This window comes from Rhodococcus sp. NPDC057529, assembly GCF_042802055.1.
Lineage (GTDB): Bacteria > Actinomycetota > Actinomycetes > Mycobacteriales > Mycobacteriaceae > Rhodococcus_F.
The window spans coordinates 220228-241539 of record NZ_JBHVEY010000012.1 but is presented as its reverse complement, the minus strand read 5'-3'; the positions used below and the strand labels follow the sequence as shown (position 1 = coordinate 241539).

20 protein-coding genes and 1 pseudogene are annotated in these 21312 nt (G+C 66.7%); 8 read left to right on the top strand and 13 right to left on the bottom strand.

Annotation, left to right across the window (positions count from 1 at the left end; genetic code table 11):
- Positions 1-173 precede the first annotated feature (173 nt).
- The 6 genes from ACFU5V_RS24600 to ACFU5V_RS24575 all read right to left on the bottom strand — a co-directional run bounded on the left by ACFU5V_RS24600 (position 174) and on the right by ACFU5V_RS24575 (position 4658).
- Entirely contained in the window at positions 174-1004 is an 831-nt protein-coding gene (locus ACFU5V_RS24600; protein ID WP_378702690.1) for an SDR family oxidoreductase, read from the bottom strand.
- On the bottom strand, positions 1001-1714 hold the full coding sequence (locus ACFU5V_RS24595) for a thioesterase II family protein (protein ID WP_378702688.1): 714 nt from the start codon (positions 1712-1714) through the stop codon (positions 1001-1003). The genes ACFU5V_RS24600 and ACFU5V_RS24595 overlap by 4 nt, the downstream gene beginning before the upstream one ends.
- Before the next feature lie 143 nt (positions 1715-1857).
- A complete protein-coding gene (gene hadA, locus ACFU5V_RS24590) occupies positions 1858-2364 on the bottom strand; it encodes a (3R)-hydroxyacyl-ACP dehydratase subunit HadA (RefSeq protein ID WP_378702714.1) in 507 nt (168 codons plus the stop codon).
- A 35-nt stretch (positions 2365-2399) separates the two neighbouring features.
- Positions 2400-3176 carry a VOC family protein gene (locus ACFU5V_RS24585; RefSeq protein ID WP_378702686.1) on the bottom strand — a complete coding sequence of 259 codons (777 nt, stop codon included), beginning with the start codon at positions 3174-3176 and terminating at the stop codon, positions 2400-2402.
- A 35-nt stretch (positions 3177-3211) separates the two neighbouring features.
- Positions 3212-3415 carry a hypothetical protein gene (locus tag ACFU5V_RS24580; protein WP_378702712.1) on the bottom strand — a complete coding sequence of 68 codons (204 nt, stop codon included), beginning with the start codon at positions 3413-3415 and terminating at the stop codon, positions 3212-3214.
- A gap of 229 nt (positions 3416-3644) precedes the next feature.
- The gene (locus ACFU5V_RS24575) at positions 3645-4658 is read right to left on the bottom strand and encodes an AraC family transcriptional regulator (protein ID WP_378702684.1); all 1014 of its coding nucleotides are present in this window, start codon (positions 4656-4658) and stop codon (positions 3645-3647) included.
- Positions 4659-4759: 101 nt separating this feature from the next.
- On the opposite strand from ACFU5V_RS24575, the gene ACFU5V_RS24570 reads away from it, so the two are divergent.
- Together ACFU5V_RS24570 and ACFU5V_RS24565 are read left to right on the top strand one after the other, a co-directional pair.
- Positions 4760-5326 carry a 2,4'-dihydroxyacetophenone dioxygenase family protein gene (locus tag ACFU5V_RS24570; protein ID WP_378702682.1) on the top strand — a complete coding sequence of 189 codons (567 nt, stop codon included), beginning with the start codon at positions 4760-4762 and terminating at the stop codon, positions 5324-5326.
- Entirely contained in the window at positions 5326-6408 is a 1083-nt protein-coding gene (locus ACFU5V_RS24565) for a zinc-binding dehydrogenase (protein WP_378702680.1), read from the top strand. The genes ACFU5V_RS24570 and ACFU5V_RS24565 overlap by 1 nt, the downstream gene beginning before the upstream one ends.
- A gap of 48 nt (positions 6409-6456) precedes the next feature.
- On the opposite strand, the gene ACFU5V_RS24560 is transcribed toward ACFU5V_RS24565, so the two are convergent.
- The 5 genes and pseudogenes from ACFU5V_RS24560 to ACFU5V_RS24540 form a co-directional block, all read right to left on the bottom strand.
- Complete coding sequence (locus ACFU5V_RS24560) at positions 6457-7698, bottom strand: DUF1254 domain-containing protein (RefSeq protein WP_378702678.1); 1242 nt, start codon at positions 7696-7698, stop codon at positions 6457-6459.
- Between the two features lie 103 nt (positions 7699-7801).
- Positions 7802-8913: pseudogene (locus ACFU5V_RS24555) on the bottom strand (alcohol dehydrogenase catalytic domain-containing protein).
- Between the two features lie 29 nt (positions 8914-8942).
- Positions 8943-10190, bottom strand: a complete 1248-nt coding sequence (locus ACFU5V_RS24550; protein ID WP_378702674.1) for a CaiB/BaiF CoA transferase family protein — start codon at positions 10188-10190, stop codon at positions 8943-8945.
- Positions 10187-11641, bottom strand: coding sequence for an MFS transporter (locus ACFU5V_RS24545; RefSeq protein ID WP_378702672.1), 1455 nt, complete (start codon positions 11639-11641; stop codon positions 10187-10189). The genes ACFU5V_RS24550 and ACFU5V_RS24545 overlap by 4 nt, the downstream gene beginning before the upstream one ends.
- Positions 11642-11657: 16 nt before the next feature.
- Complete coding sequence (locus ACFU5V_RS24540) at positions 11658-12761, bottom strand: NAD(P)H-dependent flavin oxidoreductase (protein WP_378702670.1); 1104 nt, start codon at positions 12759-12761, stop codon at positions 11658-11660.
- Between the two features lie 95 nt (positions 12762-12856).
- Between ACFU5V_RS24540 and ACFU5V_RS24535 the strand changes: the two genes are divergently transcribed.
- The 3 genes from ACFU5V_RS24535 (at position 12857) to ACFU5V_RS24525 (ending at position 15211) form a co-directional block, all read left to right on the top strand.
- Positions 12857-13780, top strand: coding sequence for a LysR family transcriptional regulator (locus ACFU5V_RS24535; RefSeq protein ID WP_378702668.1), 924 nt, complete (start codon positions 12857-12859; stop codon positions 13778-13780).
- Positions 13773-14678: a LysR family transcriptional regulator gene (locus tag ACFU5V_RS24530; protein WP_378702666.1), complete on the top strand. Its 906-nt coding sequence runs from the start codon at positions 13773-13775 to the stop codon at positions 14676-14678. The genes ACFU5V_RS24535 and ACFU5V_RS24530 overlap by 8 nt, the downstream gene beginning before the upstream one ends.
- Before the next feature lie 74 nt (positions 14679-14752).
- Positions 14753-15211, top strand: coding sequence for an acyl-CoA thioesterase (locus ACFU5V_RS24525; RefSeq protein WP_378702664.1), 459 nt, complete (start codon positions 14753-14755; stop codon positions 15209-15211).
- 74 nt (positions 15212-15285) lie between these two features.
- Here ACFU5V_RS24525 and ACFU5V_RS24520 read toward each other — a convergent pair whose 3' ends face one another.
- A complete protein-coding gene (locus ACFU5V_RS24520) occupies positions 15286-16161 on the bottom strand; it encodes a crotonase/enoyl-CoA hydratase family protein (protein ID WP_378702662.1) in 876 nt (291 codons plus the stop codon).
- 292 nt (positions 16162-16453) lie between these two features.
- Here ACFU5V_RS24520 and ACFU5V_RS24515 point away from each other — a divergent pair, with 292 nt between their 5' ends.
- Positions 16454-17590 (top strand): CaiB/BaiF CoA transferase family protein, encoded by a 1137-nt coding sequence (locus ACFU5V_RS24515; protein WP_378702660.1) that lies wholly within the window; start codon positions 16454-16456, stop codon positions 17588-17590.
- A 49-nt stretch (positions 17591-17639) separates the two neighbouring features.
- The gene (locus tag ACFU5V_RS24510) at positions 17640-19127 is read left to right on the top strand and encodes an MFS transporter (RefSeq protein WP_378702658.1); all 1488 of its coding nucleotides are present in this window, start codon (positions 17640-17642) and stop codon (positions 19125-19127) included.
- 150 nt (positions 19128-19277) lie between these two features.
- On the opposite strand, the gene ACFU5V_RS24505 is transcribed toward ACFU5V_RS24510, so the two are convergent.
- The gene (locus tag ACFU5V_RS24505; RefSeq protein ID WP_378702656.1) at positions 19278-20195 is read right to left on the bottom strand and encodes a LysR family transcriptional regulator; all 918 of its coding nucleotides are present in this window, start codon (positions 20193-20195) and stop codon (positions 19278-19280) included.
- Positions 20196-20317: 122 nt separating this feature from the next.
- Here ACFU5V_RS24505 and ACFU5V_RS24500 point away from each other — a divergent pair, with 122 nt between their 5' ends.
- Complete coding sequence (locus ACFU5V_RS24500; RefSeq protein WP_378702654.1) at positions 20318-21223, top strand: LysR family transcriptional regulator; 906 nt, start codon at positions 20318-20320, stop codon at positions 21221-21223.
- Positions 21224-21312: the final 89 nt, after the last annotated feature.

Genomic DNA, 21312 nt, shown 5'->3' with positions numbered 1-21312 from the left:
CAGCACCGCTGCTGTCGCCTCAGGATCGACACCCCTGGTTATTCGCACCGACTGCGCATGGCCGTACGCCGCGCGCGCCAGCCCAGCCCGACCCCAATGGGATTGGTGCATAGGGTGACTCTACCGAAAAACGTTCCACATCATAAGCGGCGGGACACCACCTCCGCCCGCCGTCACCGCGCCGTGAACCCGCCGTCCACCGTCACGACGGTTCCGGTGACGCGCCGCGAGTCGTCGGAGGCAAGCCAGAGCGCGGCGGATGCGACGTCCTCGGGTTCGATGAGCGCGTTGATCGGCTGCGACTGCACGAACACGGATTCGTGTTCATCCACCTCCAGACCGAGGGAGCGCGCGATCTCGGCCAGCATCCTGCCCTCGAACGCAGGACTGTCGCGCACCGAACCAGGACACAGGGCGTTCACCCGGACCCCGCTCGGGGCATAGTCGAGCGCGACGGCCTTCGTCAGTCCGATCAATCCGTGTTTGGCGGCGACATAACCCGCGAAACGGCGGTAACCGACAATGCCCGCTGTCGACGAGATATTGATGATGCTGCCGCTGCGCTGCCCGACCATGATCTTTCCGGCGACGGCGATCGTGCGCCAGGCACCGGAGAGATCGACATCGAGCATCAACTGCCACTCGCGCTCGTCGATCTCATGAGCCAGTGCACCCGAGGGCGCCGCGATTCCGGCGTTGTTGACGAGGATGTCGATGTGGCCGAACCGTTCGTGTGCAGCGTCCACCGCGTCCCTGACCTCACCCGACACGCGCACGTCGACCGCACCCGTCAGCACCGAGACCCCGTGGGCGCGACACAGCTCGGCGGTGTACTCGAGCTGGCTCGGCGTGCCGAGTGGATACGGAACACCCGGCAGATTCCGCGCGACGTCCACGAGCATCAGGTCCGCACCGCCGGCGGCGAACGCCACCGCGCACGCCCGGCCGATGCCCCTGGCCGCGCCGGTCACGACCGCCGCCTTGCCGTCCAGGCCCGGACTCATCGGGAACCCGATTCCGCGAGCTGGGCAGCAACGACACGCAGCAGAGCGTGCGGATGATCGGTGAGGTACATGTGGCCGCCGTCGAGTTCCCGCACCGAGATGTCGGCCGTGGTGGCCGCCTGCCACTCGGCGGCCTGCACCGAGCTGACCAAGTGATCGTCACGACCACGCAGGGCTGTGATGGGAACGTCCAGACGTGGGTGCGGCGGGGGCCGATAACTCTCGTGCATGTCGACGTCGGCGCGCAGCACCGGCAGCAACAGCTCACGTAGTTCCGCGTTCTCCAGAGCCGGGTGCGAGTACCCGGCCAGTTCGTGAACCCTGGCCAGGAACTCGGCGTCATCGAGCAGTGCAGCGCGAATGTCGCGAACATGGCGCGGTCCCGGTGCCCCGCTGACGAACAGCCGCGTCACCGGCACCGAGCCGTCCGCAACCAGCCGATGCGTGAGCTCGTAGGCGAGAACGGCACCCAGGCTGTGCCCGAACACCGCGACCCTCTCGGCGTCCTGCCCCTCGCACAGCGCTCGGGCCAGCAGATCTTCGACAGCCGCCGCGACATCGGTCAACAGCGGTTCGACGAACCGCTCCTCCCGGCCCGGCAGCTGCAGGGGCACGACGGCCAAGCCTGGCGGGGCCAACCCGCGCCAGCCGCGAAAGAACGACGCCCCCGAACCCGCATAGGGCAAGCACAGGAGCGTGGTGGCGTCCATTGCTCGACTCCGTTCACACGAAACAGAGGATGTCCGGTTCTGTCGACCCTAGGCCGCCCGCCGCCCCAGAAGTGGCGGATTGTCCGATTACTGTGAGGCACACGCCACTCGCCGGCCTGTGGGTGAAGCCGTTGCCGTCGCCACTACTGCACCGGGGGTGGGGGCGCCTTGTGCATCATCACCGCGGCGACCGCCCGGGCCAGTTCCGGATCGGCCACCCCGCCGGTGCGGGCGATGAGGGTCGTGTGGGTGGTGGCCACCGGATCCTCGTGCTGATCGGTGATCACATTCTTGGTGACGATGATGTCGGTGCCGCCCATCTGCCGGAACGACTCCAGGCAGACATCACAATCCAGCCGGTCCCCGACCTGCACCGGCCGATGCAGAATCAACTGCTGGTCGGTGTGCATCATCTGGCTCAGGTCGTAACCGACCAGAACCCGCACGAACAGCTCCTCGATCGCAATCGACCCGAGGATGCTGACGAACGTGACCGGTGCGATCAGCCCGTCGTATCCGAGCGCGTAGGCGGCGTCTTCGCGGGTATGAGCGCCATGCCGATCCTGCACGGCCCGGGCATACTCGCGAATCTTCTCCCGCCCGACCTCGTAGCCGGTGACCCGGTGATGGCGCCCGATCAGACCCACCATCACGGCCGCGACGTCCGGTGGCCGGGTCACGGCACCTACCCCTGCGCACCCGGCAGCGGGGAACCCACCGTGAACTTGGCACCGAACGGATCGGTGATCTCCGCGGTCCGTCCGTACACCATGTCCGTCGGATCGTCCGCGGTACCACCGCCGGCCCGGGCCGCGGCGACGGCCGCGTCGGTGTCGGTAACCTGGAACAACGTCCCCCAGGAGGACTCCGAGGCGGACGGATCGCCCACGATGCCACCGATCTCGTGCCCGTCCGGCCTGCGCAGAAAGGTGAAGTCCACGCCGGGCAGGTCGTCGTTCCCGTCCAGCGTGAAGTCGAACACCGACGCGTAGAATTCCCGCGCCGGGCCCGGATTCGGCGTCACCAAGTCATTGCGCAACAACGTGTTCGGCTCGTTCACGAGCTCGCAGCCGACATGCGCCCGCCCCTGCCACAGCCCGAACTGCGCACCGGCCGGATCGCGCACCATCGCCATCCGCCCCTGGTCGGCGATGTCCATCGGCTCGATCAGCAGCGTGCCACCCGCATCCGCGGACCGAGCGACCGTCGCATCGAGATCGTCCGTCGCCAGGTAGACGTTCCACCAGAACGCGGTGGCGTTCTCGTCGGGATTCGGCATCAGCGCGGCGACCCTCTTGCCGCCGAGCAGACACATCGTGTACCTGCCGTACTCCTCGGGACCCACGTCGAACTCCCACCCGAAGACCGACCCGTAGAAGGCCATCGCCCGGTCGAGATCCGGGATGCCCAGGTCGATCCACGTCGGGGTACCGAGTGGTTGATTCGTCGTGACCGCGCTCATCGCTGCTCCTCCGCTGCCGGGATACCCACTCGACGCTAGCCCGCGGCACCGACACTCGGCGGCAGAGCCACAGGATTCGTTGTCGCGCTCCGCGAACCCCGTGTCCTTTCGGTCACCGAGAGCGAGGTACCGGTAATTCGGTGGGTCGGTCCGACACGCCGCCCACCGTACTGACTGCGGACGGCCAGATGGACGTACGCGCGGCCGATGCGGCCGTTGCCGTCGGTGAACGGGTGGATGGATTCGAACTGGGCGTCGATCGGGGTGTAGTCGCGGCGGTGTAGTAGCCCGGTGCCATCAGCAACCGGTGCGCACCGCTGAGACCCGGTCCCGATCGCTGTTGCGAAGGCCAGTAGGGAATCGACGTCGCCACACCGAGGTGTCGCGCAGCCCCCGGGCGGGGATACTTGGGTTCATCGGCGGGTAGCGCAAACTCAGGGTAGAGGCGACGCGGTGGCCGGGGCACGGTCAGCCGCGTTGGCCGGATCGCGATTGTGCCCGCAATTGCTTGGGGCCGGCACCGAACCAGCGTCGACACGAACGGGTGAGCACACTCTGCTCGGCATAGCCGAGTTCGCGGGTCAGGTGGGTCAGGGTCATGTCGGTCTCGGACAGATAGTGGAGCGCCATCTCCCGCCGGACATCGTCGACGAGGCCGGCGAACGTCGCCCCCTCCGCGGCCAGGCGCCTCTGCAGGGTTTTGGGGTGCAGCCGCAATTGCCTGGCGACGACCGGCACGGTCGCCGCGCCGGTCGGCAACAGGTGCCGGACCAACTCGCGCACGGGCGTGCTCGAGCCCGGCTCACGCCGGTCCATGACGGTGTCGAGGTACTCCAGCATCGCGCGATGGGCGGGTCCGTCGTGTACCAGCGCTCGGCTCAGATCGGCGGTCCGGATCGTGAAGCCGGCGCGGGGCTGGGCGAATCGGGGCGTACACGAGAAGTAGTGCAGATAGTCCGATCGCGGCGTGAGCGCATCGTGCGGAAGATTCACGATGACGGGGTTGTAGGTCGACCCCAGCATGAAACGCAGCACACGCAACGCGACACCGAGCGAGAGTTCGATCACCTGCGGGCACGCACGCGGGAGCGGGGTGAGGATCTTGAATTCGAAGAACGACAAACGTTCGTCGGGCATCGGCATGATGGTCGTGCCGATCGCCGGACTGTACGCGGCCATGTAGTGGTCGAAGATCGTGAACGCGTCGGCAACCGTACTCGTGGTCCGCGCCGCAACACCGACCGGGCCCAGAATCTCGATACCTTGCCGTGCGCCGAGTCGGCGCCCGAAATCGGGCGTAGCGGTGGCGGTCGCCGCCAATTCGACCGCGTCGATCAGCGCTGCATAGGCGAAGAACACGTCGAAGCGTCCGATGTCTGCCGGCCGAATCCCGACCTGGCGGAGCAGCGTCCCCGGGTCGACGCCGAGTTCGGCCACCAGGTCCGGATAACCGGTCAACGATGTGCCACGGATCACGGACATGTCTTTCAGTGTCAAATAGTTGTCCTCTAGTGTCAAGAATGACGGTCGGTCGCCCGCGATGATGGTGAATGCCACACCAGCCCGATCGAAAGGTTCCGAACATGACCCTCGCCGCCGCCCCCGGCCCGGCCACCACCGTCACCGTCACCGGCGCGATGCTGCCGCTGGTTGCGCTACCACAGGGTGAACTTCTCACGGTGAACGTGAACGACTCACCGCTGATAGAGAATTCGCTGGGTCCGGGCGTACACTTCAAGCCGCTGCGACTGGATCTGGAGAACGGCGAATGGGTCGTACTGGCCACGTTCGCGCCGGGCGCGAAGATCCCGCTGCATTACCACACCGGCGCTGTCGACGCGTGGACGATCAGCGGCAGCTGGCACTACCTGGAGTACCCGGAGCAGAAGCAGATCGCGGGGTCCTACCTGTACGAACCCGGTGCGTCGGTGCACACGCTGGCATGCCCGGACTCCAACACCGAGGACACCGTCGTGTTGTTCCGGGTGTCGGGGGCGAATGTCAACTTCAACGACGACGGCACGTTCCATTCCGTCCTCGACGCCGCGATGATCCGCCACCTCACCGATGTGCTGTCGGCCGAACAGAACCTGGGCCCGATCAACTACATCGGCGGCGGCGCAGCCGACTTCACCTCGAGGGAGGTGTGATGCGCGCGGTCGCCATGCAGGACGCCACGCTGTCGGTCATCGAGGTGCCGGAGCCGGTGCCGGGCCCGGGCGAGGTTCTGGTCGAGGTGATCGCGAGCGGAATCTGCGGTTCGGACAAGAGCTGCCTCACACACGGCGAGGACTTCAATCGTGCTGCGGTAGGCGCTTTCGGCACCCCGATGCTGGACCTGTCGCAGTCGATCGTGTTCGGGCACGAGTTCGTTGCCAGGATCGTCTCGTACGGTCCCGGCACCGAGCAGAAGCTCCCGGTCGGAGCTCGGGTGGTGTCGGTACCGTTCCTCCTGCGCGACCAGCCGGTGATGCTCGGCTTCGCAGGAATCGAAGCCCCCGGTGCCTACGCGCAGCGCATGCTGCTCTCCGAGGCGCTGCTGATTCCGGTGCCGGACAACGTGTCAAGCGATGCGGCAGCGCTCACCGAACCGCTCGCGGTCGCACTCCACTCACTCAACCGGGCCGACGTCGGCGCCAACGATGTGCCGTTGGTGCTCGGGTGCGGCCCGATCGGACTCGCCGTCATCGTGCTGCTCGCCGCACGCGGCGTCGGCCCGATCGTGGCAACCGACCTGTCGCCGGAGCGGCGCGCCCTGGCGATGAAGCTCGGCGCGGATGTTGTTGTCGACCCGACCGTCGACTCGCCCTACCAGGCCTGGATGCAGGCCGCGGCCACCGAGGATCCGGCACTGATGGCGGCCCCGACCGCATTGGCCGGCCAGCCGGCGCTCCGGCCGACCGTCGGCTTCGAGTGCACCGGTGTTCCGGGTCTTCTGCAGCAGATGATCTCGGGTGCACCTCCCGGGTCGCGGATCGCGATCGCAGGCATCAACCTGCATTCCGAATCCATCGAGCCCGCCCAGGCGGTCGTGAAAGAGCTCGACCTGCGGGCCTGCCTGTACTACTCCCCGGAAGAGTTCGCACAGACCCTGCAGATGATCGCCTCCGGCGCCATCGACCCGACCGCATTGATCACCGGCCACGTGGGCCTCGACGGTGTCGCCGACGCATTCCAGCGCCTCGGCACCTCGCCTACCGACGCCAAGATCCTCCTCGACCCCACCCGCTGAGCAACCCTGTGCCAAGCCAGGTCGCTCGGCCGTGGAGCGGGCTCGTGGTCAACACGTCTCGAACGAAGGTGTCGGATAGGTTCCGTCCAGGGCTTCTCGCCTCGGGCCGTACATCCGCAGAATGAGGTAGGCGTCCTTGGTGGGGATGGGCAGGAAGTTCGGGTCGTCCACGTGGCTCTCGGTGTCGGAGCCCAACTCCAGGATGTAATAGCCATCGCCGTCCGGGGTGAGAGTGCGGTCGCCGCGGCTGTGACGGTTGAGGGCGTTGTGCGCCATCAGGCGGTCGTCGCTGCCGTAAACAGTGAACGACCAGAACTCGCTGACCGGCGGGGGCAGGAAACGTGCGCGGTAGGTCTTGCCGTCCGTGCCGTTGATGGGCAGACCGTCGGAACCGGTCTCGACCTTCACGTACACCGACTCGACCGGAGGCAGGCCCCACTGCCCGAGGAAGGTGCCGATGGCGAAGACCTCACGCCGCGTGTCCTGGAGATCGGCGCGTGTTCCCAGGAATTGTCCGGCGTTGGTCATCCGCGGCGCGAGTTCACGAATGCGTGCCATGCCCAGGCGTTCACCGCGGTCGGCGGCCTCGAGCTGTTCAGGGGTGACATCGACTCTTCCGGGTCCCAAGCCGATTTCACGGTATCGGGTCAGCCAGTCCGCGTCCGCTCGGGCCATCGACCCGAGGCTCAGCACGAAGTCGACGCGTTGCAGCCAGTTCGTCACCGCCGGGTCGGGATAGGCGCGGGTGGACGGGATGGAAGCTGGGTCACCGAGGAACTCGGACAGGGTTTCGATCTTCCACCTGTCCTGGTAACTGCGGGCGATCTCCAGATCGTCGCCACCGACGGTCATGATGCGGCCCATGACCTTGATGAGGTCCGACTCCGAGCGCACGACCTCGTCGACACCGTCGGGCACCGTGCCCACCCACGAGCCGCCCGTGAACAGGAACCGCCCACCCCGGGTGCCCCGCGTACGCGATCCGATCGTGGCGTTCGTGTAATGACCCAGATCCATCGTGTGCAGGATCCAGTAGCGGCCCTCGTCGAAATCCGGGATGCTCACCACCACAGGTTCGGCCTCGACATCGAACCACCCCTGCAGATGCAGGGTGTCGTTGTTGATCGTCGGATGCGCGGTGTACGTGTCGTCGGCGAGATCACGTAGAAGCTGGAACCGATTCAGGGCGATACCCGGCTCGATGGTCGTCTCGTAGAGGAATTTGTACGCCTCATCGATCGAATACCCATACAGATACGCATCACGGGCCAGCTCATCGGAAATCGCCACACGATCACCTCCGGTGTCCTCACACAACGCCACCGACCCTACCAACCAGCCCACCTTTCGACCGGAGCTTCGGCTGGGTGTGCGAGCGTTGGTCGATTCTCCGTCAATTCTCGTCGAAGAGGATGACTTGTCGGATGGCATTACCGTCGGCGAGTTGGTCCATCGCGGCGTTGATGTCCGCCAGTGCGATCCGGGACGAGATCAGCTTCTCGACCGGCAGCTTCCCGTCGCGCCACAGCTGCGTGTACACCGGTATGTCTCGGGCCGGTACCGCGGAGCCGAGGTAGCTGCCGATGACCGTCCGAGCTTCGGCCACCAGGCCCAGCGGCGAAATCGAGGATCGGGTGTCCGGGGCGGGGAGTCCGACGGTGACGGTGGTGCCACCGGGGCCGGTGGCGGCGACCGCGGTCTCGAATGCGCGCGGGTGCCCCGCTGCCTCGATGACGATCGGCGCCTGAATGTTCGACGCCGCGACTTCCCCCGGGGTGTAGGCCGCGGTCGCACCCAACTTCGTTGCTTGCGTGAGCTTGTCGGGATTCGAGTCGACTCCGATCACCTCGCCTCGGTCGAGGGACAGCGCAGTGATCAGCGCGGCCATGCCGACACCGCCGAGCCCGACGATCATGACCGCTTGTCCCGGCTCCGGGCGGCCGGCGTTGATGACGGCACCGCCACCGGTAAGGACGGCGCATCCGAGCACGGCGGCGACGTCGGGGGAACGTCGTCCCCGACGGGTACGACCGAATGCCGGTCGACGACGGCATGCGTGGCGAAACCGGAGACACCGAGGTGGTGCTTGACGTCAGTGCCGCCGCGATGCAGGCGGATACCTCCGCCGAGGAGGGTTCCGGCGTTGTTGGCAGCGCCGCCTGGGGTGCAGGGAAGTTTTCCGTCGGTTCGGCAGCCGGCGCAGTCGTTGCAACGCGGCAGGAAGGCCATCACGACGCGCTGACCGACCGTCAGGTCGGATACGCCGCCGCCCAGCTGTTCGACCCGACCCGCCGCCTCGTGGCCGAGCAGCATGGGAATCGGCCGTGGACGGTCCCCGTTGACGACCGACAGGTCGGAGTGACAGATTCCGGCGGCTTCGATCCGGACGAGGACCTCACCCGGACCGGGCGGATCGAGTTCGAGTTCGGTGATCGAGATCGGTGTGGACTTCGCGTACGGCTGTGGACGGCCGCTCGACTCGAGAACGGCTCCGCGAATCTTCATGTTGTGGTTCCCTCTTCGGTGGCTGATGCCTAGGCGGTGATGTCGTCGTGGATCGGGATGGGGATCGGTTGGGCTACGACTCCGGCAGCGAGCAATCCGTCGATCTCGGTGGCGGTCAGGCCGGAATCGGACAGCACGGACACGGTGTGTTCACCGAGATCCGGTGCGGGACCGCTGACCGATCGCGGTTCACCCGCGATCTGATACGGCAATCCCACGTAGCGTCCGCCCTCCACCTTGCGGGGGTCGAGTCGAAAGATTCCGCTGGCGCCGACGTCCTCGGACTCGAGGACCTCACGGTAGCCGCGAACCGCGCCCGCGACGATTCCATTGCCGGAAAGCCAGGTGACGCACTCCTGCGTGGTGAGTCGGCCGAACACGTCGCCGAGGATCGCGAGCAGTTCGGCGCGGTGATCGACACGAGCCGGGTTCGAACCGAATCGGGGATCGTGGACGAGGTCCTCGCGACCGATGAGGCGGCACAGCGACGCCCAGTGTTCGACGGTGTATGCGGACAGCACGATGTGTCCGTCGCGGGTGCCGATCACATCCGCTGCCGGCGCCACCGTGGGCTGGCCGTTCCCTCGCCGGATCGGCTCCCGCCCGGTGTCGAAGTACTCTTCCCAGTTGGCTGCCTGCAGGTGGATCGCGACCTCCAGCAACGAAATCTCGATCTCGGCGCCCCGGCCGGTCCGTTCGCGGCGAAACAGGGCCGCCAGGATCGCCTGGGACAATGAGTCGGCGGTGGCCGCGTCGACGAGCGGCAGCCCGACCCGCAACGGGTCGCCGTCAGCCGTACCGGTGACCGACATGATCCCGCTCTCGGCCTGCGCGGCGATGTCCAGGCCGGCGCGTGCTCGGGACGGCCCGTGGGATCCGAATCCGGTGACGGAGGCGTAGACGGCCCGGGGGTTGAGTGCGTGTACGTCCTCGACCCCCAGCCCAAGCCGTTCCATCGCACCGGGACGCATGTTCTGCACCACCACATCCGCGCCGGCGACCAGTCGTCGAGCGATGTCTTTGCCACGGGGGTCGCGCAGGTCGACGGCCAACGACCGCTTGCCGCGGTTACAGGCTCGGATCATCGCGTCACCGAAGACTCCGATCCGGCGTGCCTGGTCGCCGTTCAGTGGTTCGATCTTGATCACGTCGGCGCCGAGTTCGGCGAAGGTGGCGGCAGCGGCCGGGGCGGCGATGTACTGACCGAAGTCGACAACGGTGATGCCGGCGAGTGCGCCATCGGCGGGACCGGCCGACTGCAGTGCCCGAAACTTCATGCACGATCTCCTCGATCTTCTCTCGACTGGTTGCTGTCAGGTGCGCCGGGTGTACCGTCGACGGTCCCCGACACGAGCACCGCATCATCGACGGCCCCGTCGGCGTGGGTCAGCAGATCGAGGGCGGCGATCCGGGCCCGGTCGCGTTCGGGGTCGACGGTCAGCGCGATCAGAACGGCACCGACTATCGCGGCGAGTCCGACCATCTGGAACGCGGTGGCGTAGCCCTGCGCGGGGGTGGGTGCGGCGTCGATGACGCGGCCGGCGAGCCACGGAGCCAACAACCCTGCCGACTGATAGACGGCGACGAATACACCGACAGTCGAGGCCACCTGGCGCTCCGGGCAGATGTGACTGACCGCGATCTGCATCAGTGAAAAGGTCGACAGCCCGACACCGTAACCGGTGACCACCAGCACGACGGCCGTCCAGGTGCCGGTCACGTACGGCAACACCACGAGCATGCCACCGCAGAGCACGAACGCGACGACGGCGATACCGCCACGGGCGACCCGGACGGACCGACCCTGTCGGACAAGATGATCCGAGACGAGGGATGAGATCAGCAGTGCGCCGATCCCGGTGATGCTGGGGAGGGCGAACAGGAACCCGGAGTTCAATCGACTGAAGCCGAGACCCTGTTCGAAGTACGAGGGCAGCCACGTGAGGACTACCGCCACGAAACCGTAGATGGCGAGCATGCCAACGGCACCGCCCCAGAATGTGGGCCGGATGGCGATGCGCCAGAACGCGACCCGTGCGACCTTTCCGGTCTCGCTGGATGCCTGTGCGCGCTCCCGCGCCCGGCTGACCGAATAGGGTCCGTCTTTGCCGACGACAAGCCACGCCACCGACCACACCAAGCCGATGGCGGCCATGGTGAGGAAGGCCGCCTTCCACCCGAACGTTGCCACGATGATCGCCAGCATCGGGGCCAGCAGGACCTTCGCAAAGGATCCACCGGTAACGACGATCGAGGTAGGTAGCGCTCGCTTGTCCTTGGGGAACCATCCGAAGACCGCGACGCTGTTGAGCGAGGCGGCCGGTCCTTCGGCGGCACCGAGCAGAATACGGCACACGAGCAGCGCACCGAAGGTGCCCATCAACAGGATCGGAACCTGCAGCACCGACCACAGCAGCACCATGCCCAGCAGCATCCACACGATCTTGACCCGGTCGGCGACGAATCCGCCGATCAGGCCGGTGACCGAGAACAGCATGTAGAAGGCGCTGCCGAGTAGACCGATATCCGCGTGCGAGAGTCCGAGATCGTCGGCCAACGGTTGGGCCACGATGCCCAGGACCGCCTTGTCTGCGTAGTTGATCATCTGAAACAACATCACCATGAACGTGATGCTCCAGGCTGTGCGCGCGGTGCGGGGGCTGACCAGCGACCTGGTCGCCGCGGCGCCGACTGCGTCGCTCTGCGCGGTGTCGTCCGTTGTGCTCATGTGCCGCATCTCCATCTCAGATCAGAGCCGACGCGCGGCGGGCCAGCGCGTCAAGGGCATCGCCGGCGTCCTGGGTCAAGCGGGCCATGACGTCGGCGACGGTGGTGATCTCGTTGAAGAATCCGACGCTTTGACCGGCCTCGGACTTGAGGAGCGGGGCAATCTCGTGTCGTTCGACGGCACCGAGGAAGTCTCCGACGAGAATGTCCTGATAGGGCATTTTCAGCGGATCCGGCGCCGTCGACGACTCCCACTCGTCACTCCACGCCGTCTTGATCTGCCGCAACGTCTTCCCGCTGTCGGCACGCAACCGGGTGGTATCACTCGACGAGGCACGGATGAGTTTGTCGAGCACGACGGGATGCGTCGCATGCTCCTCGGTGAACAGCCATGCCGTGCCCAACCAGACGCCGACCGCACCGAGCGCGAGGGAGGCCGCCAACTGCGTTCCGCATCCGACGCCGCCGGCGACGACCACCGGAATGTCGCCGGCCTGGGCGATGATTTGGGGTGCGAGACTGAACGTGCCGATTTCGCCCGTGTGTGCGCCGGCGTCGTAACCCTGCGCCACCAGAATGTCCGCCCCCGACTCGACGGCGCTACGAGCATGCTTGGGAGTGCCGACCAACGCGACGACACATTTTCCGTGGTCCTTCGCATCGCTCACCGCCGCCGAAGGACTTCCGACCCCCATGGCCAGGATGGGGACCTGCGAATCGAGCACCGCCCGCAACTGCCGGTCGGCCATGTGCTGCGAACGCACGAACCTGGACCTCTTGCCCGGCAACCCGTCGGCGGGCACGTCGTACTTCACTCGCAGCGACTCCACGAAAGCGGTGTGCCCGAACGGGATCTGCGCCTCCAACTCGGCCCGGTCGTCCCGCTCGGGCATCCCCGACGGCAGGACGAGGTCGACGCCGTACGGCAGGTCGCCCACGCGATCGCGTAGCCATGCCAGACCTTCGGCTATCTCGTCCGGGGTGTTGCGCGTGGCCCCCCAGATCCCGATTCCCCCGGCCTCGGTCACCGCGGCGACCACCTCGAGTGAGTGGGCGAAACCGAAGATCGGGACCTCGGCCCGGAAACGGTCACAGATCGTGGTGTGCAGGGCGCGGTTCACGAATACCTCCAGATGTTGAGACGCTGGAAACAGCATCGACCCGCCAGGTCCTCCGCACTAGAGGCTGTGCTTGCCAAATCCCATACGAAACACTTATGTTTGCGTCTGTGCAGGAGCGTCAGCTGAAGCATTTCCTGGCGATCGTGGAGGCCGGCTCGATCTCCGGCGGGGCCGCCCAACTCGGCGTGACCCAACCTGGACTGTCCCAGTCGATTTCGGCGCTGGAGCGCGACCTGGGAGTGGCATTGTTTCGGCGATCCTCCCGGCACACCGCGCTGACCCCGGCCGGGCGGGAATTCGTCGACACCGCCCGTAAGGTCGTCCACGATCTCGCCCGCACTCGGTCGATATTGCTGCAGGTAACCCGCAACGAAGCAGGCACCCTGCGGGTCGCGTGCCCGTCGTCGCTCGCGGTAGACCCCCTGACCTACCTGTTCGGAGCGTTCCGACGGCGGTATCCCCAGGTGTGGCTCGAGATGCGCGCCGTCTCCGACGGCAGCGTCGGCGTCGAACTGGTCCAAGACGGCTCGGCCGACCTCGCGCTCGATTTCGCCGCACGCCCGCCTCAGGGAATGTGCGCAACGGCGTTGGGCGAGAGGCGGCTACTGGCCGTGCTCCCGCGCGACAACGAAGAGGACGCTCCGCGCATCGTCTCCATCCGCACGCTGCTCGATCACGGACTGGTGACCTCTCGGCGTGGGGGCGCCAGTCGTAGCGCCCTCGAGGCGTTGGCCGGTGCCGACACCGTCGCCCACTCCATAGCCGTCGAGGTCGATCACGAGGAGGCCGTTCTACCGCTCGTCCTGGGCGGCGCCGGCGCCGCCGTGCTCCCGGACCGGCAGGCGCTGCTTGCCCGAGACACACTGGGGCTGAGGGTCGGTCGGCTGGACCCACCGATCACACAGCCCATCGCCCTCTTCGGACCGGCCGACCACGGCGGCGCATCCGCATCCGCATTCACCGAGATCGCCCGGGAAGCCGTGTCCGCGCATATCGAGGCGGAGCCCGAACATGGATAGCACTGCTGCAGACGCCCGTCTCCTCGAGGTGTTCATCGCGGTTCTGGACAACGGCGGTATCGGCGCGGCCTCGGCACGGCTCGGAATGAGCCCGTCCGCCGTGTCACAGGCCCTCCGTCGGCTGGAGGAGTCCCTCGGCATCGAGCTGTATCAGCGGCACTCGAGGCCGGTGCGCCTGACCGAACCGGGCGCAGCGCTCGAGAGCACCATCCGGTCGGCGCTGCATTCGATGACGCTGGTCCACGCGGCCGCCGCGGACCTACGCGGAATGCTTGCCGGCGAGCTCACCATCGCATCTCTTCCCACCCTTGCAGTCGAACCCCTCGCCGGTCTGGTCGCGGAGTTCCGTCATCGACACCCTGGAGTAGTGGTGAGCGTCCACCAGCCGCGCACCCGGACCATCCGAGCGGTCGCCGAATCGGTCCGGGACGGCCACGCAGACATCGGTATCACCGAACATCCCTCCGGCCCTGCCGGGTTGGCGTCCCTGCCTTTGGAAGAACAGCACTTCTCGGTGGTGTTCCCACCCGGCGCGAAGATCCGTTCCGCCACGGTCGGAATCGACGATCTGCTGCACTGGGGGATCATCGTCGGACCGTACTGGGAAGGCTCTGCCGTGCATCGCCAACTACGCCAACTCGATCCCCGCATCGACGGTGCCGTCTCCGTGCGCACCGAACACCGGGAGACATTCGTCTATCTCGCCACACAGGGACTCGGGGCGGCCATCGTTCTCCCGGATCGAGCGACGATCGCCGCCGCACTCGGATGCCAACTCGCGAGATTCGACCCTTCCATCACCCGACAGACCTTCGTCCTCAGCCAGCCCAGCAGGCTCTCCCCCAGCGCTCGCGCCTTCCTGGGGATCTGCAGATCCCATGCAGCCCACATGGAGTGATGACCTGGTTATAGTGGGATTCACTTCCTCGTCCTCGCACATTCGTGCAGACCGAAATGACCGGAGAAATACACATGACCGCTGAGGTAGTCGATGTACGAGAGCGTCCGACCGTGGCAGATTTCACGGTGCGCCGCACGGCCACCACACGGTGGTCCGACAACGACATGTACGGCCATCTGAACAATGCCGTGTATTACCAACTCTTCGACGCAGCGATCAACGGCTGGATCATCGAGCAGTCCGGACTCGACCCGGTCGCCGCCCCGGTGGTGGGCGTCGTCGCCGAGTCCGCATGCCGATACTTCGAGCAGGTGCAGTTCCCACAGGCCCTCGAGGTGGGCATCCGAGTCGCCCGGCTGGGCCGCACCAGCGTCACCTACGACCTCGGTCTCTATCCTGCCGAGCTACCCGAGACCGCGACGGTCGCTGCACGGGGCCGGTGGGTGCATGTCTTTGTCGACCGTGACGCACTGCGTCCGGTGCCGATTCCCGCCAACCTGCGCCGGCTGTTCGAATCGGCCACCGGATAGCCCCCCGCGGTCACAGGACGATCCCGTGGCTGCGCCCGTCGGCGCAACCACGGGATCAATTTCCGAGCGCCACCTCATCCCTCCGAGAAGACCACTGGCAGCGCGGATGCACGCCCGGCAAAGGCGGGGGTCCGCTTCTCGAGGAACGCGGCCACGCCTTCCTTGCCGTCCCCGATCGAGGTGTAGAACATGGCCAACGAGTCGGACAGGTGCGCCTCGAGCGGGTCCGCCACGGCGCTGTTGCGATAGAGCAACTGCTTCGCCAGGCCGAGCGCAACCGGCGAGCGGTCGACGACGAACGACCGGGCCAGCTCGTATGCCGCGGGTAGGAGGTCGTCGGGTTCGTGCAAGGAGCGTAGGAGCCGGCCTTCGTACGCGGCCTCGGCACTGAGAATGTCTGCGGAGTACACCCATTCCAGCGCCGTCTGGATGCCGACGATCCTGGGGAGGAACCAGCTGGAACACGCCTCGGGCACGATTCCGAGCCGCCCGAACACAAAACCTACACGGGCATTGGTGGAGGCGAGGCGCAAGTCCATCGCCAGAGTCATGGTGGCGCCGATCCCGACGGCCGGACCGTTGATGGCGGCGATCACCGGCTTGGGGAGAGCGTGGATTGCCAGGGTCACGCGTCCGCCGGTGTCGCGCACAGTGTCCTGGTACGGCGGCTCGGTCAGGTTGTCGCGGAGCTCATTCGGGGTCGGCTCGAGGGACTCGTCGAGGCCGAAGACATTCCCGCCGGCGGACAGGTCCATGCCGGCGCAGAAGGCCCGACCGCTTCCGGTGACGATCACCGCTTTCACGGAGTCGTCACGTGCATCGTCGAGGAACACCTGCTCGAGCTCACGAGCCATTGTCAGGGTGAAGGCGTTGAGGGCGTCGGGACGGTGCAGGGTAAGCGTGGCGATGCCATCGTCGTCGACCTCCCAAAGCAAAGTCGTATAGCTCAAGGGCTTTTCCTTTCATTCGTCGGGAGCACCCCAGAGTGTCCCCGGGTGACTACACCCCGCTCAAGCTAGCGCATGACGACACCGGCCATTTTCGGTGACGCCCGCCGGAAATCGCTGTTCACTGCACCGGTCGGGGCCGATTTCCCCGAAGTCGTACGACAGGCCTGCACCGACCGATCGGTCGCACCAATTGCTGGCGTAGGAATCTGGTCTTTGACGTGTCCCGCCGAGGTCGGCAACTGTGAACACACACGTGAGACATGCGGTACACCGGACTGCCAGAGGAGAAACCATGGGCCCGCTCGACGGAATCAACGTGCTCGATCTCGGCGGGGTTCTGTCCGTACCCTATTCGGCAACCATGCTCGCCGAACTCGGAGCGGATGTCATCAAGGTCGAGAGCCGCGACGGTGACCAGCTCCGTGGAAACACACCGATGCACCGGGGAATGTCGGCGATGTACTACAACGCCAATCGCGGAAAACGGGGAATTGTGCTCGACCTCAAGTCCGACGAGGGACGCCGCGTGGTCCACGAACTGATCGCGAAGTCGGATGTGGTGATGGAGAATTGGCGACCTGGTGTCGCCGAACGGCTGGGACTCGGACTCGACGATCTCCGTGCGCGACATCCGAAACTGATCACCGCTTCGGTGCGGGGCTTCGGGTCGACGGGCCCCTACGCCGGACAACGTGTGTACGACCCGATCATCCAGGGTGTTTCCTCCATGGCCGCCACGCAGGACGAAGACACTCCAGAATTGGTGACGAACCTGCTCCCGGACAAGCTGACATCGATGTCGCTGACACAGGGTATTCTCGCGGCCCTCGTCCAGCGTGGCCGCACCGGTCGGGGAGACCACGTCGAAGTCACCATGCTGGACACCGCGATCTCCTTTCTCTGGCCGGACATGATGCAGACCGACACATTCGTCGACGCACCTCCCACCGGGAAGGTCGAACGAAACACCAGGGTGGCGCAGATTCTGCGTGCCGGCGACGGCAAGTGGCTGATCTGCACGGCCACCACCAATGCGCAGTGGCGGCTGCTCTGCCGGACGATCGAGCGCCCGGAGTGGATCGAGGAGTTCCCCGAACTGGCCGATCGCCGCGCAGCACGAACGTCGATCAACGATCAGCTGACCGCCATGTTCCAGGACGCGACCCGCGACCAGGTGCTGACACTGTTTTCCGACGCCGACATTCCCTGCGGGCCGCTCAACACGGTCGAGGAGATGCTCGTCGATCCGCAGGTGCGGGCGAACGGCGCAATCCGCGAGGTCGAGCGCCCGGGTCTGGGCATCGTCCGTGAACCCGCGCCGCACGTCCGCATCGGGACGCAGCCGTGGCAACCGACTCCCCTCGGAGCGCCACGCCTCGGCGAGCACACGGAGGAAGTGCTCGCCGAACTCGGGTCGAACGTCCCGTGACGGCCCCTGCCTCGCGCAGGGAAAGCCCCTCGACCGGGTACCGGCGATCGTGACCGGTGGTCTCGATGTCGGCGCGCGGACCCCGCCGGATCATGCCGTCCCACGCAAGCCTGCCTGGGTACTCCTGATCGCGTCGTTCACTGCGTTCCTCGGCGGTTTCAACCAGAGCGCCCTGAACGTGGTGCTGCCGGTGATCGCCGCCGACCTCCGACCGAGTGCCGTGGCGACCAGTTGGATCCTGCTGTCCTATCTGGTCACGATGTGCTCGTTGCTCGTGGTGTTCGGCCGGATCGGCGATCTGGTCGGCCGGCGGCGTCTCTTCTTGTCGGGAGTGAGCCTCTTTGCACTGTCCAGCGCGGTGTCGGCGGCGGCACCGACGGCCGGGATATTGATCGTGGGCCGAGGATTTCAGGGCGCGGGCGCCGCAATGATGTTCGCAACCGGAGCCGCTCTCATCGCCTCCGCGTATCCGCCCAAACAACTGGGCGGTGCCATGGGGGTGTACTTCGCGGTCAATTCGCTTGCCCAGTTCCTCGGACCCGTCATCGGTGGCGTCATCGCGGCGCAGTTGGGATGGCACTGGGTCCTGTGGCCGAACGTCGCCGTCGCCCTCTGCGCCGTGGTCACCGGTTTCTTCGTGCTTCCCCACGACGCACCGGAATCCTCCGGGTCCCGCCTCGACCTGCTCGGTTCCGTACTGAGCGCCGGCGCCATCACCACCGCCATCACGGCACTGAGTTTCGGGAGCGGCACGGGGTGGACCGATCTGCGAATCGTCGCACTGTTCAGCGTCTCCGCGGGCAGCGCCGTTGCCTTCATCTGGTGGGAACGACGGGCGGCGTCTCCGCTGGTGGACCTCTCGTTGTTCGCCGAGCGCATATTTCGCTGGGCGAATGTGTCGAGCTTCCTCAACTGCACGGCGCGGTTCCCCCTCGTCTTGCTCATCGCACTGATGTTTCAGACCGTGCACTCCTCCGGCGCGGCGATCGGCGGCCTCGCGGTCGTGCCGGTCTCGATCGGCACGATGCTCGCGTCGATCAGCTACCGCCTGCTCGAGGGTCGTTACGGAGCCTACTTGCTCGGTATCGCCGGCTCTCTCATGACCAGCCTGGGAATACTGATCGTCCTGCTGTCCGTAACGGCTCACACCTATGCGCTGCTTGCAGCGTGCGGTGGGCTGATTGCGGGTGCGGGAGCCGGAACCCTCGTCGTTGCCAACGGCGCGACCATCCTGCGCCGCTGTGACCAGGCCGCGCTCGGGTCGGTCAGCGGGATCCGAGCGCTTGTCCAGATGCTCGGCAACACGGTCGGAACCTCCCTGTGTCTGGCCGTGGTGACGGCGCCCCTCACCGGCAGCGACAAGTCCGCGATCTTCGGCGGGCACGCCGATTCGCTCGATCCCGCAGTCTTCGGCGACCTCGGTCACGGTTTTCATGCCGCATTCGGTCTGCTCGTCGTTCTGGCTCTCGGCGGCGCGGCGGCCGCTGCGCGTGCGCGCGACGACCGCTTCTCCAGGAATGACGTGACACCCTCGTAGGCGTCGCTGCTCGCCCTGGCAAGACTCCAGGGACACGGACCAGTGTTATGCATTGGCGCACAGCCGATTCGATCTCGCCGACGACGGTCTCGTGTCGCGAAGTCGACAGCGTCCGTACTGGACTTCAGACACGCCGATTATCGGTTTCGCTCAGGGATCACGCTCGACAGGGGCCCCTTCGCCGGTCGCGTCGCCACGCGAAACTGTCGCGAGGTCGACGAACGCACGGGCAGCCGGTGACAGCGGCCCCGGCCGGAAGACAAGACCGAAGTCGTGGCCGAGCTCCGGCTCGGTCCGCACCACCCGAACCCCGCGGCTCTCGGAGCGCCGGGCCTCGGACTCCGTCAGGAAGGCGGCACCGGCCCCGGCCGCAACAAGTAGGTACACGTTGTGCTCGTGCTCGACCTCCACTGCTACGCGAGGAGTGAATCCATTGTCGGCACAGACGCGTTCGACCTCGTCACGCACGGCAGTACCCCTCGGACCCGCCACCAACGGAAGATCGGCCAGACGATCGATCGGGAAGATTTCCGGCTGGGTGTGGGAAGACTCGGGAGGCAGCCCCAGCAGGAGGCGGCGCCTACCGAGCGCACACGTCGACAGCTTGTCGTCGTCCGCGGGGAGATAGTCGACACCCACCTCGCATCGGGCGTTCCGCAGGAGGCTCTCGACGTCGGCGTTCGGCCCCGGATCGATCAGGTTGACCCACACCCCCGGGTGACGTGCGCGAAAGCGTGCCACGAGCGACGCGAGCGGTTCGACCGCGAGGTCCGGAGGGCTCGCCACGTCGAGCCGGCCCTGTTCCAACGTGGCGATCCCCCGCACGACCTCGTCCGCGTGCTGCGAAGACTGCATCACCTGGCGGGCCGGGCCCAGCAGGGCCGCGCCGGCGTCGGTCAACTCCATTCCGCGCGGTACCCGGCGGAACAGTTCGACCCCCAACTCACTCTCCAGCGCCCGCAGCGACTGCGACAACGCAGGCTGGGCGACGAAGAGAACCTCAGCGGCCCGGGTGACGCTGCCGTGCTCGACCACTGCGAGGAAATACCGAAGCTGACGTGAGTCCACTGCCCGAGGGTAGCCAATAAGCCCGGAGGATAGGCTGTGCACGCGAGAAGCACAGAGTACGCGCTTCCCGCCCGGAGCGATGACCGTCCCGGGCGCGGGGCCACGGCAGTGACGAGGTGGGCATGGAGTTCCGGCAGGCCGAGCACTTCCTCGCCGTCGTCGAGCACGGCGGTGTCGTCCGCGCGGCCGCCGCCCTCCACCTCGCACAGCCGTCACTGTCCCAGTCCATCCGCGTCCTCGAACGCGAAATGGGCACCCCCCTTTTCCACCGGGTCGGCCGCGGGTTGGTCCCCACGCCGGTGGGCGCTGCGCTGGTCGATCCTGCCCGGCAATTACTCAGGGATGTGGCCACCGCGCAAGCCTCTGTCGCCGAACTCTCCGGACTGCACGGCGGACACGTCGACCTCGGTGCCACCGCCGGCCCGTCCGAGTCGCCGCTTCCCGACCTGATCGGCGAACTCCGGCTCGCCTACCCCAGCGTGAGCGTCCACCTCAGCGAGTTCGAATCCGAGGCGGATGTCGCTCGCGCAGTGCGCGACGGAAGCGTCGAACTGGGTTTCGGCTACCTCGACACCGCCGACACCAACGAGAGGACCGCATTCCGCCTCGAGTCGCACCAATTGCAAACAGACGAACTGTGTGTCGCGCTTCGGCAGGAGACCGCCGACGCGCTGCCCGATCCTCTGCCCTTCGAACTTCTTCCCGATCTGCCGGTCATCGCCGTCAGCAGCGGTGCGCTCGGGCGCGTCACCATCGAGGCCGCGTTACGGCGGGCTTCCCGGCGCACGAAACTGGGTGTGGTCACGGCACACCGGCAGGCGGTGGTTCCGCTGGTCGCCGCCGGTGTCGGCATGGCGTGGACCACCGCCTCCGTCGTCGACAACTCCGGCGAGTCCGGTGTCGTCCCCCGCGCGATGGAGCCACCGGTGCTCGTCGACCTGGCGATCATGCATCGACCGGGCGTGCTGTCGCCGGCTGCCCGTGCGCTCCTCGAGACGGCATTACGGTGGCGCGACAGGCAGGTCTGAACGAGACGGTCCGGGGCCAGAAGAGAGCACACCCCCTCCCCCCGTACCAGACCCCCCTCTCCCCTCCCCCCTATCCATTGCACGGCCTC